Source organism: Paenibacillus sp. GCM10027630 (assembly GCF_042676305.1).
Lineage (GTDB): Bacteria > Bacillota > Bacilli > Paenibacillales > NBRC-103111 > Paenibacillus_S.
The window spans coordinates 111,670-127,147 of sequence record NZ_JBHTGY010000006.1 but is presented as its reverse complement, the minus strand read 5'-3'; the positions used below and the strand labels follow the sequence as shown (position 1 = coordinate 127,147).

11 protein-coding genes and 2 pseudogenes are annotated in these 15,478 nt (G+C 48.8%); all 13 read right to left on the bottom strand.

The features are described from left to right. Positions 1 to 98: 98 nt before the first annotated feature. Positions 99 to 1,583 carry a sensor histidine kinase gene (locus ACFQ0C_RS03925; RefSeq protein WP_379364166.1) on the bottom strand — a complete coding sequence of 495 codons (1,485 nt, stop codon included), beginning with the start codon at positions 1,581 to 1,583 and terminating at the stop codon, positions 99 to 101. Further along, on the bottom strand, positions 1,574 to 2,323 hold the full coding sequence (locus ACFQ0C_RS03920) for a response regulator transcription factor (RefSeq protein WP_258218110.1): 750 nt from the start codon (positions 2,321 to 2,323) through the stop codon (positions 1,574 to 1,576). Before ACFQ0C_RS03920 ends, ACFQ0C_RS03925 begins: the two co-directional genes overlap by 10 nt. 286 nt (positions 2,324 to 2,609) lie before the next feature. Beyond that, entirely contained in the window at positions 2,610 to 3,482 is an 873-nt protein-coding gene (locus ACFQ0C_RS03915; RefSeq protein WP_379364163.1) for a hypothetical protein, read from the bottom strand. A gap of 59 nt (positions 3,483 to 3,541) precedes the next feature. After that, positions 3,542 to 4,825, bottom strand: a complete 1,284-nt coding sequence (locus tag ACFQ0C_RS03910; RefSeq protein ID WP_379364161.1) for a copper amine oxidase N-terminal domain-containing protein — start codon at positions 4,823 to 4,825, stop codon at positions 3,542 to 3,544. Beyond that, a pseudogene (locus ACFQ0C_RS03905) lies at positions 4,806 to 4,946 on the bottom strand (hypothetical protein); the annotation flags it as partial. The pseudogene ACFQ0C_RS03905 and the gene ACFQ0C_RS03910, both read right to left, overlap by 20 nt. Continuing rightward, positions 4,941 to 5,087, bottom strand: a pseudogene (locus ACFQ0C_RS03900) (phosphoglucosamine mutase); the annotation flags it as partial. The pseudogenes ACFQ0C_RS03905 and ACFQ0C_RS03900, both read right to left, overlap by 6 nt. A gap of 24 nt (positions 5,088 to 5,111) precedes the next feature. Next, positions 5,112 to 5,873 carry an NTP transferase domain-containing protein gene (locus ACFQ0C_RS03895; RefSeq protein WP_379364159.1) on the bottom strand — a complete coding sequence of 254 codons (762 nt, stop codon included), beginning with the start codon at positions 5,871 to 5,873 and terminating at the stop codon, positions 5,112 to 5,114. Between the two features lie 20 nt (positions 5,874 to 5,893). Further along, on the bottom strand, positions 5,894 to 7,723 hold the full coding sequence (gene glmS / locus ACFQ0C_RS03890; RefSeq protein WP_379364157.1) for a glutamine--fructose-6-phosphate transaminase (isomerizing): 1,830 nt from the start codon (positions 7,721 to 7,723) through the stop codon (positions 5,894 to 5,896). 32 nt (positions 7,724 to 7,755) lie between these two features. Then, positions 7,756 to 9,111, bottom strand: a complete 1,356-nt coding sequence (locus ACFQ0C_RS03885; protein WP_379364155.1) for a nucleotide sugar dehydrogenase — start codon at positions 9,109 to 9,111, stop codon at positions 7,756 to 7,758. 32 nt (positions 9,112 to 9,143) lie between these two features. Further along, a complete protein-coding gene (locus tag ACFQ0C_RS03880; protein ID WP_258218116.1) occupies positions 9,144 to 9,962 on the bottom strand; it encodes a response regulator in 819 nt (272 codons plus the stop codon). A gap of 45 nt (positions 9,963 to 10,007) precedes the next feature. Further along, a complete protein-coding gene (locus ACFQ0C_RS03875) occupies positions 10,008 to 11,456 on the bottom strand; it encodes a glycosyltransferase family 2 protein (RefSeq protein ID WP_379364152.1) in 1,449 nt (482 codons plus the stop codon). 15 nt (positions 11,457 to 11,471) lie between these two features. Further along, positions 11,472 to 12,641 (bottom strand): HEAT repeat domain-containing protein, encoded by a 1,170-nt coding sequence (locus tag ACFQ0C_RS03870; protein ID WP_379364150.1) that lies wholly within the window; start codon positions 12,639 to 12,641, stop codon positions 11,472 to 11,474. A 27-nt stretch (positions 12,642 to 12,668) separates the two neighbouring features. Then, positions 12,669 to 14,906, bottom strand: a complete 2,238-nt coding sequence (locus ACFQ0C_RS03865) for a hypothetical protein (protein WP_379364148.1) — start codon at positions 14,904 to 14,906, stop codon at positions 12,669 to 12,671. Positions 14,907 to 15,478: the final 572 nt, after the last annotated feature.

The window sequence follows — 15,478 nt, the reverse complement described above, 5'->3', positions numbered from 1 at the left end:
GCAGGTCGCCGCGGCAACCTGCTGGTGTATTTCGTTCGCAGAAAAAGGAGTTGCCCTACTCTGCAGTATTTAAAGACGCATGTTGATTGGGAATGTACCTAAGATGTTCGACCGATTGCCAGGTTTACCGACGGTTGCCCATGCTGTCGGCTATCATGAAGCGGAATTCTTACCTCGAAGGTGCTTCCTTTTCCCATCTCGCTTCGAACGCCGATGCTTCCGTTGTGGAGCTCGACAAGCTCCCTGACAATGGCAAGCCCCAAGCCGGATGAGCCTTTATGCTTTACTGGTCTGCCTCTTTCCACTTTAAAGAACCGTTCCCAGATGAGCCCTTGATCCTCCGGTGATATCCCGATTCCAGTATCGGTTACCGTGATCAGGACGCACTCCTCCGACGGAACCGCCATCGCCTTCAGTTCTATCGTTCCGTTCTCGGTGAACTTAACCGCATTTTTGATCAGATTGTTAAAAATTTGTTCCAGCCGATCAGGATCGGCAAAGGCCTGCGGTGAATCTTCATCCATGCTGGAGTGGATGATCGTCCCTCGAGCTTCGGCTTCCGGACGGAATTTGAAGGCCAGCTTGGACAGCATTGCCTGAACATCGACGGCCATCCATACGAGCTCGATTTCTTTATTTTCCAGCTTCATCAAATCGGTAATATCATCCACCAGCCGGTTCATATGAAGTGTTTCGTTATACATGATTTCGTAATATTGTTCTCTCGCTCCCTCTTCAATCAAACCATCCTGCAGAGCCTCCAAAAACCCCTGCATCGCCGTAAGGGGGGTACGTAGCTCATGCGAAACATTAGCCAAAAAATCATGCCGAAGCTGATTCAGCTTCCTCTTTTCCTGATCAACGCGTTCAAGCTGCTCCATCATGTGGTTGATCGTCGTCGCCAGCTCCCCGATCTCATCCCTGGAGTCTATTCGAATTCTCTCACTGTAATCTCCGACGGCGATCTTGGCCGCCGCCTTGTCAATTTGTTGGATGGGTCGGGTAATCGACCAGGATAAATAGGAGGATACCCCAAACGAAAAGAAGATGCCAAGCAAAGTAACCCAAAGGATCGTTTCTCTAAGCTGAGCGATGGTCTCATTCATCCCTTTAAGAGGCGAATGAAGAACAATACCACCATATACGTCGTTGTCTTTTCCCCACGGAACCGCAACCGAAAGCATACCTTCCTTTAGTCCTTCGAATTGATTCCATTTTGCAGGCTCACCATTGATGACTTGATTCACCACCTCGGTGCTGACGACCTTGCCTATGTTCACCTCATCCTTGGAGGAGGTTGTGACGATATTTCCATTCATATCAAAAATCCAAATGCGCGAGTCAAAGGCTTGATCAAAAAAATGCAGCTGCTCCTTAAAGCCGTCATTCGGAGCCGTCTGATTTTGTATAGCGAGATTGACCTGCTTGGCCTGCCGGATCATCTCATTACTTTTGGAGTTGACTATGTATTCTTTGGCAAACAATGAAATCACAAGCCCGACCGCACAAAGCCCCAGGAGCACCGTAACGATAGAGCTTGTCAGCATTTTGCGGAGAATGCTTTTATTTGGATTCAAGAACATGCTTCTACCTCAAGCTTGTAACCCACTCCCCATACCGTATGAATACACACATTATGACAAGGGCTTAACTTTTCACGTAGTTTTTTGATGTGAACGTCCACCGTTCTCATATCGCCCAAAAAGTCATATCCCCACACCTGCTCCAGCAGCTGTTCTCTCGTAAACACACTGCCTGGAGATTTCGCAAAAAACGTGAGAAGCTCAAACTCCTTGGGGCGTAAGTCGATTTTCACGCTACCCGCAATGACCTCCCGGCGGGCCACATGAATGGCTAAATCATCAAACTCGTATTGGGAGGGCGCATCAACTTCGATGGCGGCTTGTCCTTTCTGCATTCTGCGAAAGATCGCTTTAATGCGCGACACCAGCTCCCTCGGACTGAAGGGTTTGGTCATATAATCGTCCGCACCGAGCTCCAGACCAAGCACACGGTCAAATTCATCGTTCTTCGCTGTCAGCATAATGACGGGTACATCGTCGTATCGTTTTGTAATCTCCCGGCACGTTTCGAAACCGTCGAGCCCGGGCATCATTACATCCAATATCACTATATCAGGCTTAACTTCCGCTAGCATGGCCAAGGCCGAGACGCCGTCAGGTGCTTCTATCAATTCAATGAGCTGCTGACGAAAATAGAGTCGGATTATTTCCCTCACATTCGGATCATCATCCGCGATCAACACTTTCCAGGGCACAAGCGGTTCACACCTTTCTATGGTCCTTATATAGGATTCTGACATCACTTCCATTTTAAGTGGGTAGCTGACCGGCGGTGTATTATTTATACGACTAAGTGATAGACAACTGGGCTGCCCTAAGAGTCTATATCAGTAAGCTGCTTCAGTGACAAGCGTTTGTCCAGGCAGATCAAGAATTATACAAATTACCTTTATTTTCTACTAAATTTTCCACTAAAAAACGCCCTCTATCGCATAGAGGGCGTCACAATCTGCTTATTAGGATGTGTTTGGGAAGCGAAGTGTTTGTGCCAAAGTTTCGAACGCGGTGGTTAGGGAGAGAATTGCTTTACCAGGAAGACAACGTCGTCCTCTTCCATGTGTTGGGAGCAACGCACACATACACGTACCCGTTGTCCCATGCGATCTCGCCTTCTTGTCCGGGGGCTGAAGACGAGGCCGGCGTCATGGATTTCCTGATGCGGATGCTGTCATCGCTGATGTCCAGCTTGGTCTTGGCGTCCGTATTTCCAATGCCAATGTTGCCGCTGCCGCGATTGATGGTTAACGGGCTGTCCAGTGCTTTACCGTCATCGGAATAACGGATAATTTGCAGATTGGAGCCGGCATTCCCTCCGGATTCCTCAGATGAATCTGCGCGCATAGCCCAGCGGGGAGTCGTGATATTCCCATCAGCCGATTTAGCCCAAGTCAAATCGCGATTAATGCCTTCAGTTCCGGCAATTCGTAAAATCCCATCCATGACATTGAAATTGGAGGAATGCGTGCGAATTTCAGCTACATCCTGATCGAACGGAATCTCCAAACGCGTAAACAGCTCGTTCGGGTTTTTGCCGTCAGGCGACATCGTCGTTTCAAATGACATATGATTATGATCATGCTGTTCAGGGTCATTCGCTTTGGCATGAGAAACGATAGCCGTCTTATCATTACCATTCTCATCCAGCCACGAGATAGCTGGCTTCGCCCGATCTTTGGTCCACTGAAGCCGGATGAGATCCGATAAGTGACCGTCTGTGGAAATCCACTGCTTATCCGTAGAAAGGTGAAACCTTTCATTATGGGGGACCTGAATGCCTCCTCCCGGTAAAGACGATTCCTGAAAGGTGTTGGCTATATCGCTGCCGCCTGCGAGAGCCATCCCTGAAATACCGAGAGCCGCACCAGCCAACAGGGAAACAACCAAACCTGAAATTTTCATTTTGCTTATCCTCCTTCTTTTTCACCAATTCCGCTTTAGCTCTGTCCAGCACTCATCTGTCAGCGATTATTTTGCAATAACTCGATCCATCTCACGTAATCATGGATAGCGATTCCGGAATAGCTCGGGTAAGGGGTGAGGTTTTCCTTGACCAGCTGCAATTGCGACTCCATATGTGCAGGGTCAAGCGAATGAAAGGTGGTATGATCGCCTTCCTTGCTGGGTAACGTATCCACCGCAACGATTGCTTGTTTCTTAAGCGTAACTGCTTCCAAGATGATCGACTTGGCCCTGGCAATAATTCCATTACTGCCCAGTGCGGTATTGCGATATGCCATAATGACGACACTGTCCGCCTTCTCCAGCAGCCACGCACTAAAGGAGTAGTTTGTTCCCGGAACTGCGATACTGTTGATCCAGAAGGGAATATCGAAGGCCATCGTCATGCTGCGATCGGCTCTTCTCACTTCCGTTTCAATCAGTCTGACCGTATCCATCCAACGTTCGAGCACCCAGCTCTGCTGTGTTTTCCAAATGTCCAGAGTGTACGGTTCAATATCAAAGTGGTAACCTTGAAATCGCTCCAGGGTATCCACCGAAGTGTTATATTGGGTAACCGCCCCAATAAATTGCTGGATATAAATTTGTTTATTTTCATAAATCCAATCCGACGCACCAGCCAGCGCTTCAACCCTGATGCCCAGACCATTAGCACTGCGGATAAACGTCCGGTATGCTTCTTGATTGGTATACGTCTCGTAGCGAAGATATATCGTAGTCAACCTTTGGTTAACCGCAAACTTAAGGATGCTGTCGCGCTCGTTCTCAATTATCTTGCTGTCCCAGATCCAAGTAGACCTTTGCGCTTTGTCAGACGAAGTCACCAGCACCAGATTCCGTTCCTGCACCCAATCGACATCAGCTCCAAGGCTTTCGCTAACAGCCCTGAGCGGAACCATGGTTCGGTCATTTTTAATGACTGCCGGCGCGTCCAGCTTAACTTCCTTGCCGTTGATTGAAGCATTTTTTTGACCAATGGTTAATTTTGTGGTGAGATGCTTGCTATGCAGGGTTACCTGTTCTAGCGAACGATCCCATTCCACCTCAGCCCCCAATCTTTCAGCGATCTCTCTTGCTGGGACCATCGTACTGCCCGTCCGCTCATCGATGTAAGGCTGCGCATTCGCAAAGTCCATCTTTTCCCCGTTCACCTCCACCTCAAGCTCAGTGATATAAGAGTACACCGGGATCAACAAGGAACCGATCGAAAAAATCAGGTAAAAGACTAAACATGCAATCGTCTTTCTCATATGTTGAATTGGATTAAACAACGCTATATTCAAGCTCTTCCTTTACCACCTCTACAATGCCTTCAACGTAGCCGGGCAGTTCCCTTTCATCCGGCTCCTCCGCCATCACACGCACCAAAGCCTCCGTACCCGAAGGCCGCACCAATACACGACCGATAACGACGCTTGGACGCTTCCTCCCGCAGCTGCGTGGCAGCATGCTGCCTACAACGAGGCCCAGCTCAAAGGCCAGCTCCGGCGATAATTCGCGGTTCGCAACCCCTCTGACACCATCCGTACCAAAAACAACTCCCATATTGGAACTCCTCCCCATGACTTATTATGCAAAAATCCCCATTCGTGCATAAAAGGCCCGATTCGCCTCCTCTAATTGTTCAGGGGTGTTAATCCCCATAACCTCCGTCGGATCCTCGAGGACGATCGCTTCAAATCTCTTATGGCCCCCGGAAATGCCCGTCTGCCTCATTACCTTCACTATATCGGTCAAGTAAAACTCATGCTGAGCATTGTTGTTGGTAATGCCGTAGAGTGCTCGAAACAAGCTTTCATTATCAAAACAGAAAATCCCTGTGTTGATTTCGTTAATCCGTTTCTGCTCCGGAGTTGCGTCCTTCTCTTCAATAATGCCGATGACTTCACCGCTCAAAGAATCGCGAATAATTCTTCCGTAGCCGGTCGGATCTTGGATCACCGCGGTCAATACCACTCCGGAGCATGAGTTTGCCCTCTGGGCAGCAAGCAGCCGTTCGATGGTGGATTGCCTGATGAGAGGCGTATCTCCCGTAAGCACCAAGGTTGATCCGCAGCGGTTTCTGAGCAGAGGCTCAGTCTGGAGAACGGCGTGCGCCGTTCCAAGCTGTATGGCCTGCTCAACGAATGCAACCCGCGTTCCCAAATACGCCCTCACAAGGTCCCCCCTATGACCGACGACCACCAGAATCCGGCTGATAGGCATGCTTTCCAGCTTGTCGACCAAACGTCCGACCATCGGTATGCCCCCGACGGGATGAAGTACTTTGGGCAGCTCCGACTTCATTCGTGTGCCTTTACCTGCAGCTAACAGAATAGCGCATGCTTCCATGTGTATTCCCCCCATATCGTTTATTCTACCGTAACGCTTTTGGCCAGATTGCGGGGTTTATCAATATCGTTCCCTAAGGCCAAAGAGGCATAGTAGGAGATCAACTGCAGCGGCACGACCGCCAAAATGGGCGCCAGCAGCTGCAGCGATGGAGGGATGAAGCAAATTTCGTCCACCGCATTAAGCAGCTCCACATTGCCTTCGACCGTTATCCCCATGACATGGGCCCCGCGAGCCTTTACTTCTTTAATATTGCTGACCGTTTTTTCGTAAAGATCCATATGTGTCGCCAGAGCAATGACCGGCGTCCCCTTCTCGATCAGAGCCAATGTGCCATGCTTCAGCTCTCCGGCCGCATAAGCTTCCGAGTGAATATAAGAAATTTCCTTTAATTTGAGAGAGCCCTCAAGGGCAACCGCGTAGTCCAGTCCCCTTCCGATAAAAAACAGGCTTTCGGCTTCTTTGATCGATTCAGCAAACAACTTCACCTCGTTGGCGTTCTCCAGCACCTTTTCCACTTGAACGGGAAGTGCCTTTAATCCTTTAACCAACTCCAAATGAAGCTCTTGATCCAGCGTCTGTCTTTCCTGAGCCAAGTAGATGCTGAACAAATAAAATGCAAGCAGCTGGGCGGTATAAGCTTTGGTCGATGCCACTGCAATTTCCGGGCCAGCCTTCGTCGCAATCACATAGTCCGCATCCCGCGCAATAGAGCTGGTCGGCACATTGGTGATGGCCAGTATTTTTGCACCATTTCTTCTGCTTTCGTGCAGGGCGGCTAGCGTATCCGCCGTTTCACCGGATTGGCTGACGACGATCACCAGCGTCCTATCCGTTATTATCGGGTCGCGATACCTGAACTCCGATGCGATATCGGACTGAACAGGGATTCGCGTTAATTTCTCAATAATCGTGCTGCCGATGAGTCCGGCATGATAGGCGGTGCCGCAGGCAACGATGAAGATTTTGTCCACGTCTTTGAAGGCACCCGCTGCATGCGCCAATTCCGGAAAGCTCACTTCATCCCTTTCATTGATGCGTCCCAGCATCGTATTTCTGAGCGTTAACGGCTGTTCATGAATTTCCTTTAGCATGAAGTGCTCGAACTGGCCCTTCTCCACCAGATCGACGCTCCAATCGATTTGCAGCAGCTTACGGTCCACCGCCTCCCCTGTTTCGGCCTTCATGATGGAGATGTGGTCCGAAGTAATGACCGCGAGATCTCCGTCCTCCAAAATATATACCTTGCGGGTATGCTCAATTAAGGCTGAGATGTCCGAAGCAATGAAGTTTTCCCCTTGGCCTGCGCCAATGACGAGCGGACTGGACTGTCTGACCGCGACAAGCTTATCCGGCTCATGCTCCGCCATGACGCCGAGTGAAAAGGCCCCATGCAGCTTCTGGATCACCATTCGCATGGCGGCAACGATATCGCCTTCGTATTGCTCGGCGAGCAAATGCGCGATCACCTCGGTATCGGTCTCCGAAGCAAATGTGACTCCTTTTTGCTCAAGCTCTTTTTTCAGCTCCATATAATTTTCCACGATGCCATTATGCACTATGGTAAACTTGCCCGACATATCTGCATGAGGATGTGAATTCGCGTCCGACGGCTTGCCATGCGTTGCCCAACGCGTATGGCCGATGCCGGCCGATCCCTTCAACGGCTGCTTGTCCAGCTGACCCGATAAGTTCGCGAGACGTCCTTCCACCTTGCTTATCTTGATCTGATCCCGCTCCAGCACCGCTATCCCAGCGGAATCGTACCCTCTGTACTCCAGCTTGCTTAATCCGTTCAGTAGAATTGGCTGCACATCTCGTCTTCCAATATAGCCTACAATGCCACACATCGTTGTTTCTCCTCTCTATTGCTGTGATGAGCTTAAACCCCTACCGCGATTTTCACTTCTTGTTTCCGGATGCCGGTACCCAGTTTATAAATATTTTTGGCTTGAATGTCTTCAAACGCATTCCGCGTATCGATGATCGGCACTCCCAAGTCGGCCAGCTCTCGATTATTGAAGCAGCGGTGATTCGTGATCAGTACCATGCAGTCATACTTAGCTAATGCAGACAGATCATAGTCCACAGAATGAATGGTATGGCCCAGCTTGTCCCGGAACGAACCGGCATGCGGGTCGTAATAATCCACATAAGCACCGCTCTCCTGCAGAAGCTCGTACAGTTCAAGCCCCGGCGATTCACGGAGGTCGTCTACATCCGGCTTATACGCCATTCCCAGAATGAGAATCTTCGAATTGCGGATAGATTTCGCATACATATTGAGTACCTGCGAAGCTTTATAGCGGACATACTCCGGCATATTATCGTTAATGGACTGAGCCAGCTCTATAAACTTGCTGTAGAAACGGAATTCCTTCGCCTTCCAAGACAAATACATCGGGTCCAGCGGAATGCAGTGACCGCCGATGCCTGGTCCCGGGTGGAAAGGCATAAACCCGAACGGCTTCGTGGACGCTGCTTTAATGACCTCCCAGACGTCGATGTCCATTTTGTCGCACATCATGGCCATTTCATTAATGAAAGCAATGTTAATGCTGCGGAACGTATTTTCCAGAAGCTTGGACATCTCCGCCACCTTCGGTGAGGATACGGGAACGACGTTTTCCACCACATGACTGTATAAGATAACTCCCAGGTCCATGCAGGCTTCGGTCGTGCCGCCGATCACCTTCGGCGTATTATAAGTGTTAAAGCTCGGATTGCCCGGATCAACACGCTCGGGTGAGAAGCAGAGGAAGAAGTCCCTACCCACCTTCAGTCCTTGTGCTTCCAGCTCGAACTGAATCAATTCCTCCGTGGTCCCCGGATAGGTCGTGCTCTCAAGAACGATCAAAGCCCCTCGCTTTAGATTTTTCTTTATTTCCAGAACGACACTCCTAATATAGGAGGTGTCCGGGTCCTGATTATCGCTGAGCGGAGTCGGAACGCAGATGCTGATCGCATCCAGCTTTTGAACCGTATGGTAGTCGTCGGTCGGAATAAATCGGCCGGATTCCATCGCTTTCTGTATCTCCTCGCTCGGAACATCCTGAATATACGACTCGCCGTTGCGAAGCGACTCCACCTTACGGAAATCCAGATCAATGCCATATACCGTAAACCCGCCTTTTACCATCTCCATGCATAAGGGCAGCCCCACATAGCCAAGACCGATCACCCCTATTTCGGCGGTTTTTTTCTGGAATTTATATTTTAAATTGCTGTATGCGCTCATCGTGCTTCCACCTTCCCATTTTTATTTCCAGCCTAGTAGCCCAACCGAGAACCCAATTTTTTGATTCTCCATTCCAACTCCGAAATGGAGAAAGGCTTCGTCACATAATCGGATGCACCCAGTTCAAAGGCGCGGTCCATACTTTTCGGCAGCTGCTTATCCGTGAGAACGATCACTTTTCCTTCACTGGAATAGTCCCTCTTGATTTTATCGATCAATTGATAGCCATCCAGAATGGGCAGGTTCAATTCGGTGATCACCAAATTTGGCATGGTTTTCTCAAATTTCTCGAGCGCTTCACTTCCGTCTTTAGCCTCTTCCACCTTGTAACCGTTCATCTCAAGCCGAAGTTTGACAAATTCCCTGCTCACTTCGTCCGGGTCAGCGATTAGAATAGAAGAAATCCCTTGCTGAATGCCTTGATTCATAAACAAATGGATATCTCTGTTCTCTCCCTTCGCATGAAGTGTCGTGTGGAGCAGCTGTGACAGTGACTGTTCTGTCAGTTCCCCGCTCTCCGGGAAGCTCGCGACAACCATTTGACCTTGGAGCAAGCCCTGCCGTTCCACAAATTCTTTGAGAACGAGCGACACATAATGGGTGTCGATCAGCTTTTTCTCGGTCAGAACCACCCCAAGAAGGCCATTTGGATCCAAGTAGAAGCATTGAAGGGGCACCTCCAGCCCAAAGCCATTCACAAAGGTCTGCAATTGTTCCAAACCCTTCTGGTTAACTGCTGAGCATGGAGCCAAAATAATCCCGCATGCGGTACCTTCTTCATATGAGGCCTGGACTCGCCTGGCCAACTCCAATATTGCTTCTTGAATCGGATCGTGAACTACTACCGCCATCTTCTCCACTCCTCTTGTCTTCGATTAGGATCAAGTCTACTAAAGCTATTTATTAAAATTAGTACGGACCATCGTTCCCCATGAGTTGTTGTTGCGCAGGAATTGGACATGTCCGTTTAACCTCCACCACACGCCAATCTGTCGATAGCCCACAAACATCAAGAAGGAATACAAAAGCATTTTGTTTAAATCGCTGAGCTTCGGATAACGGCCGAAGGCTGTCTCTTCAATGAACAAGGCCCCCAGGCTTAAGGAAAAGCAGGAAAATAAATTCACTAAAGAAAAGATGACGACAGTGCTCCAATCCGTCATATTCAGCATCCAGTACCCCAATATAGCCAACAGGCCGCTGAGTCGGAAATACGGGTTCAGCGTTTCGAACACGATGTTATAAGGAAGGGTAAGCATCCCAAAAATTTTATATTTGGGGCGCAGCACCATATGAATGCCTTCCTCAATCATATTTTTCAGATTTCCCCGCCCCCAGCGCTTGCGCTGGCTGCTCAAAATCCGATACGAATCAGGGGCTTGCGTCCAGCAAACGGCATCCGGGCAGAAGGCTACCCGGTAAGGGATCTTGTTCTCCAGGCAGTAGCGGTGAAGCTTGATGACAATGTTCATGTCCTCGCCGGGATAGCCTCCACGGTATCCCCCGACCGCAATGACCTTATCCTTATGAAACACCCCGAATGCTCCTGATATGATAATGAGGCCATTGACGGCGCTCCAGCCTATCCTCCCGCCCAGAAACGCTTTCGTATATTCGACGTTTTGCAGCGCTGGCAGCAGCTTACGGGGAAATTGAACATCCTTGACGATACCGTCTTCCACTGTGCAGCTGTTGACGATGCGGACATTGCCGCCGACGGCGATCGTTTCTTCGGGGTTCTCCATATAGACCCGGGCAATCCTCGTTAAGGCGTCCTTTTCCAGCAAAGAGTCCGCATCAATGGTTGAGATGAGCCGGTAATGGGAAAGATTAATGCCCGCATTCAGAGAGTCGGCCTTCCCCCCATTTTCCTTATCCACCAAGTAGAGATTGGGATACTCGGGATTATGGTAGACTCCTCTGATTTTTCCCGTCTTAATGCTGCTTGAAGCCACAGGATGAATGAGCTCCAGCTTAAATTCATCGATCATGCGCTTCAGGGTATGATCCTGTGAGCCGTCATTGACGACGATCACTTCATACTCCGCATAATTGAGAGCCAACAAGGACCTTACATTCTCTATAATGGTTAACTCTTCATTATAGGCGGGGACCAATAAAGATACCGGCGGAAGATGACTGGAGCTGGATAGCTTATTCATCCGGTTATACTGGATTCCCCGCTTGATTGAAAAAATATGACGGATCGAAAATCCGAATATGAAATAATAAAGCAGCGTTACGAGAATCACATAAAATAGAGCAGTGTAGCTGTAAAATAACAAGAATTGTCTTAATCCGCTCAAGAATGAATCCACAAGCACCTGATAATCGAAAATCCACATGTATGAGTACCCCTCCTAAACCACACGATACATTCGTGTATGTTTGCGAAATATTTTGTCATAGGTGTACATCAGTGTGTTATATTGCGTGAGCTTATCCAAATTGTGCAGCTGCATCGACAAATGCTTGAGCTCCTCATCTATCAGCCGCTGCATAAATTCCCCGCGATCCGTGCCCTGAGCCGCAGCTGCGCTCTGACAAAGCGCAGCCATGCCTTCTTCTCCCATTTTGAGCATGCCTTTGGCGCACGTATAGACCACACGCTGATCGGCGTCTGCCAGGCTGCTTTTCATCAATTCCACGTATGTAGTGTTTTTGATGTTCCCCAATGCCTCTAGCGTCAACCTCCGAATATTCAAATTCGGATGGCTCAGCAGCTTGCTGACTACATTCTTTGGAAGCAGGCGTGAGCTTTTCAGATACACCTCCACTGCTTTTGCTTGAATATCCTCATGCTTGGATTCCATCAGCCGGTAGACGGCAGAGGCGGCCGCAGGGTCGGAGTAACCATGCATCCCTATCAACCCGATCTGGATATATGCCGGATTCTCATGGTTCACGTATTCCGTGTACAAGGAAACAGTCTCCAGCTCCGAATCGGCAATAATATCGACGATCAGCTCATAACATTTCTTATTGTGCTGGAGCAGAACCTGAACCATAGCTCCAAGATCCTGCTGGCTGCGGGCGCACTTGGCAACGGCTCGGGCCACAACAAACAGCGAGGAATTCAACCGATGCTCCTTCAACAATTCCAGTAAAGCCGGCACCGCCTCCTTCGTTCTCATACATCCCAAATGGTAAGCGGCATCCAGCTTCACCGGGTAAGAGCGATGATTGAATCGTGACAGATGATGCTTTACGAGTCCAAGATCTTCGCAAAGCGTGATCAGCTTTTGGCGCTGCCAGCCGGAGAAGCATTCCATCATATCGTTCAGCCTTTCCTGCATCGCCTCCCTTTCCACCTCGTTCATGGTCCATGGAGGAACTCTTAACGGCTCCACACCGTCAAGGTTGGCGTGAATATAGGTCAAGTAATCCTTAAACTTCGCTTGAAACCGGTCGTTCAGCTTCCTCCTTTGGATATTTCTCAGCTTGATGGCATAAATGAATACAATACAAACAAGATTAAAAGCAACAATGATATATAACGCTTTTATGGCTACATCAAGATTCGTGTACACCTAATAAACTCCTCCTCTGCTCCTGCTTCAGCTACCCGATGTGTTGGTAACGGGACCGTCAATCTTCTGCATAGCCTCTTTCATGATCGAGTAGCTTTGTTTGAGCCGTTCCACATAATCGACCTTATCCTCCCATCGCTGCCATGTGTACTTCGGCAGACGTGACACTGGATACGGCTCCGCCGCAGCCGAATCTTCCCGACCCAGAACTTTATCGTCCTGCACAATCCACGGAACGATGCGAACACCTTCCACCTGAGTCACTTCGAATTTGCTCCGGCTCGTTTGATTGTAGTTGATTACACTTAGGGAACTGGGGTCGCTGAAGCCCAGCAGCATCCAAGGAATACGCATTTCCAGCACCTTTCCCTGAGCCTGCCACATCGCCTTGGAATTATAATCGGGACGAGACGGATCGGTGTAGCCTCTCTCCAATTGCCCTACCTCCACATCGCCGAACGGATGATTAAATCGGGAATCCGGATATTCCAGAAGATAATTCACAGCAAGCTTCCATGGCTTAAAAATCCCCGAATCATCCTGCTTTTCCTTAGGGTCGATATCCGGCAATCCGGAACGCTCATACAAACGGGCGTGAAGATCATAATTAGAGGCTATCAGCATGCGGCCTTTATTTTCGTCCGACAGCTCAATAAGGGTTTCCAGGCCTTCATCTAATGTCACTCCATGAAGCTGCGGTGCATGACGATTTCCTCCGGCTATCGTGTCTGCTCCCAAATATATGCTTTGCCGCGACGGATCGAAGGGCTCAGATAGCTTGGCCATCAAGTAAAGATACCCTTCGTCATGTGTAGCCCAAATCTCTTCAAAGCCCGGAACCTGCACATCCAGCCGCTTCTTATCATTTCCCAGCCGATCCCAGTCCGAGGCGTCCCCGTCTATGTGAATATCATCATCCTTGCTAGGGAACATCCCCAATACCCCGAAAAAGGACTCATTGGTCAATGTGTTATACCAGTATGCGCGGCGATCGGCTTCATCGTAGCGTTGGGTGTTCCACGTCTTTTTAAACCATTCATCCTGCCACGTGAACAAAATCGCCCCCGAATAGCCGGCCCCGTGAATTTCCTGCAATAAATCCGCATCGATCTCACCCTGCTGCTTCTCGTTATGACCGCCTTGATTGCGGCCGAGCATTCCCAAGTGGGCTACCCCCAACGAAGCCGGCACGCCATATTCGGTGATCATGACCGGCATATCGGGGTGAGCTTCTTTTAATTTATGCAAATACGTTGTGTAGCTATCGATTTCTCCTTTACTGTTGGTCATTGTCTGAAAAGAGCTGTCAAATGAAAAAAAGTCCGGGTAATACGGATACACATGATAGGAAGCGAAATATCCCGTCTCCCAATCCACCGCCTCAATATGGGCAGGATCAACGCTAACCAAATCCTCTTCAAATAACGGCTCGCCCGGATGCTCCAAAGGATCGGTAGTCACCCAATTGGCAAAAGCGATAGGATGCTGCCAGCCGTATTGGATTTCCGTTTGCGCGGCGGTATCCATCATTAAAGCCAGCCACTTTTCAAAGGCGGATGCTCCCGGTTTATTGCGGAAGTGTTTCCCTTCATAATCTGCGATATCGGCGTGCAGATCGTTGGTCCCCTTCACCATTTTGGGATCCCATTCCGTGCCGACAATCCAACCCATGAGATAGGGACCTGCATTATATTTGTACGCACCTCCTGCTTTTCCCGAATGCGGCTCGGGTGTAAGTGTCGTTTTTCCATAAACCGCCGCAACCGCGTCTTTAATTTCTTGCTCAAATTTCTGCTTGATGTGGGGGTCATACGCATCCTGCCCTTCAATCAACTGCTCCTCGGGACTCCATATTCCCTGAATAAAAAACAGCGGATTTTTTTGATGCGTCCTATTGTATTTGACCAGCGCTTCATAAAACTCGGGCATCATGATCGTATAGATCCGGACGACATTCGACCCCATGCCCTGGATCATTTCAAACCATCTCTCATAGTCATCCTCCGAAACGACCAATTCACCGGGAAAATGTCCGGGGACGGTTGCCCCCATATTTACCCCTTTGGCGAAGTAGGGCTTCCAGGTTTGATTCGAATACTCCTCCACATTCGTTCCTTGGACCCTAAACTTCACATGTATGCCGTCGGCAATCGTCGTGCTTTCTATCTTTACCAAAAGAGGACGCAGCCAATAAAAGAGCGCACCGGCTACAATCGCAAATACAAGACCGAACTTTAACACGTATTTGAACCACTTGCCCATCATTTTCACCTTCGATAGTTACTGATAGTTATGCTGTCTGGTTGTCATGTTACGATATTAAAGTGCTGTTTGTCTGTTTTCTAAATGTTAAACATTGTGATCAATTCAAAATAAATGTGTTCTTTTTTAAAATTTTGTTATCAAAGATTGAAATTTTATTAATAAACCTTTACCTTGATGAGGAACGAGCAGAGGAAAGAGCAATTAATAAGAGCTCAACCTCAAGGGCGGTGCTTGACCCTCCACCGACCATCAGTCCTCACAAAATCCTGCAAACATGCAGTTATTTTCCTACCGAAATTACTGTAGTGGGAACAAACCTGCGAAAGTACATCCATTTTCATGGAAAACGCTCCGGATCAGATAAGAATGAAAAAATAACTGCACATTTGCATGAATTCAATAAGACTTCGGATATACCGGGCCAAAAACTGTATAGATGCAGGTTTTTGGGAGAAAACAATAGCTTCGAATCGAATAAATTCGAATAAATGTCTAGGGCTGGGCACGGAGACGAAATCGAATGGATCGGGGGTTGACTCTATTGTATGATTCGAAATTTCCGCAAAAAGAAG

What these genes read in the sequence shown, in the direction of transcription:
- ACFQ0C_RS03895 (WP_379364159.1), bottom strand. Translation starts at nt 5,873, where the DNA reads ATGGAAGCATGCGCTATTCTGTTAGCTGCAGGTAAAGGCACACGAATG.
- ACFQ0C_RS03920 (WP_258218110.1), bottom strand. Translation starts at nt 2,323, where the DNA reads ATGTCAGAATCCTATATAAGGACCATAGAAAGGTGTGAACCGCTTGTG.
- ACFQ0C_RS03915 (WP_379364163.1), bottom strand. Translation starts at nt 3,482, where the DNA reads ATGAAAATTTCAGGTTTGGTTGTTTCCCTGTTGGCTGGTGCGGCTCTC.
- ACFQ0C_RS03925 (WP_379364166.1), bottom strand. Translation starts at nt 1,583, where the DNA reads ATGTTCTTGAATCCAAATAAAAGCATTCTCCGCAAAATGCTGACAAGC.
- glmS (WP_379364157.1), bottom strand. Translation starts at nt 7,723, where the DNA reads ATGTGTGGCATTGTAGGCTATATTGGAAGACGAGATGTGCAGCCAATT.
- ACFQ0C_RS03880 (WP_258218116.1), bottom strand. Translation starts at nt 9,962, where the DNA reads ATGGCGGTAGTAGTTCACGATCCGATTCAAGAAGCAATATTGGAGTTG.
- ACFQ0C_RS03885 (WP_379364155.1), bottom strand. Translation starts at nt 9,111, where the DNA reads ATGAGCGCATACAGCAATTTAAAATATAAATTCCAGAAAAAAACCGCC.
- ACFQ0C_RS03865 (WP_379364148.1), bottom strand. Translation starts at nt 14,906, where the DNA reads ATGATGGGCAAGTGGTTCAAATACGTGTTAAAGTTCGGTCTTGTATTT.
- ACFQ0C_RS03875 (WP_379364152.1), bottom strand. Translation starts at nt 11,456, where the DNA reads ATGTGGATTTTCGATTATCAGGTGCTTGTGGATTCATTCTTGAGCGGA.